The organism is Chryseobacterium sp. Leaf201, from assembly GCF_001421435.1.
Lineage (GTDB): Bacteria > Bacteroidota > Bacteroidia > Flavobacteriales > Weeksellaceae > Chryseobacterium.
Map to the genome: position 1 here is coordinate 1 of NZ_LMKA01000048.1, position 1301 is coordinate 1301.

Genomic DNA, 1301 nt, shown 5'->3' on the forward strand with positions numbered 1-1301 from the left:
CAACAGTATCAAGTTGGAAATCTTTCAATTACATAGCTTTTATAGTAATAGCTCTGAAGAAATTTTATAAAACTAAAAAAGTTTAAATGACTTCATAGATTTGAAAGTCAAAGTCAAATAAATGAATTTCGTAAAGATTATGATGTTTATAGGAAATCTGAAAATACATTTTATATTTTTGACAAAAAAAGTAACCCCAAATTATTAGAGAAATTAAGGATAAATAAATTAGAGCAAGTAGATAGTGAAAATTCTTATGAAAGTTATGATCCCAAATCATGGGTACTTAACTTTAATTCAACAGGTGATTTAGAAAAATGCTATCCATATAATTGTAATTAAATCTTATATTGAAGCACTCTGGAATAAGAATTCAGAGTGCTTATAATTACAAGTATAATGGGAAAGAGTTGGAGTAAAGTGGAATGTATGATTATGGAGCGAGATTTTATATGCCTGATGTAGGAAGATGGGGTGTCGTGGATCCGCTGGCGGAAACTTCAAGGAGGTTTACCCCCTATAACTATGCTATAAATAATCCGATAAGGTTTATTGATCCGGATGGAATGCAAGCCGAAGATAAAATAAAAATTTTTAATAGTGGTAAAATAGAACGTACTGCTGATAATAATGCTTATAATACTGTTACTAATGAGGATGAATCTAAATCTATTCAAATTGCAAGAACAAATATCACAAAAGCTAATCCAACAGGTAATTCGCAAATTGGAAAACTAGAGAATGAAAAAGTAGCAATTGAAGGAGTAGGTCCCGATTTTGGATATTTTCAAATTAATGATTATAATATTGCAACACAGGTATTTGAGTTTATAGCTGATAATACATCCGTAGAATTTGGACAAGATAAATTTGATTTTTCTGATGGATTTTCTACAAATATCATAAGCACAAATTACCATAATTCTAAGCATGCGAGTGCTGCTGATGTGTTGGCAAATAATAATTTGAGTATGGGATCCAACACAATGCATATAACTACAAATAGCGTACATTCTGAATCTGTCCATTCGCATCCTGGATTTGATTATAACCCTTCTGGTTTCGCAGATGATAATTGGAATAAAGGTAACCCAACATTTAAGACAGCTTATACAAATAGTGGTGATAAAGGACGTTCGAAAAGTAATACTGCAATATCTAAATATGTATATAGTACATGGCTAAAAAATAACGGAGCAAACGGAGGTTATGTGAAATATGATTATAACCAAGCAATATATACAGGGAAGAAAAAATAATTTAAATTAAATATCTATGAAAAAAATACTTTTAATTGTTCT

Annotated in this window: 1 protein-coding gene; it reads left to right on the forward strand. The window is 30.0% G+C overall.

The window, feature by feature from the left end:
• The first annotated feature begins 425 nt into the window (after nucleotides 1-425).
• Nucleotides 426-1259 (forward strand): RHS repeat-associated core domain-containing protein, encoded by an 834-nt coding sequence (locus ASE55_RS20450; protein WP_056215986.1) that lies wholly within the window; start codon nucleotides 426-428, stop codon nucleotides 1257-1259.
• The last annotated feature ends 42 nt before the right edge of the window (nucleotides 1260-1301 follow it).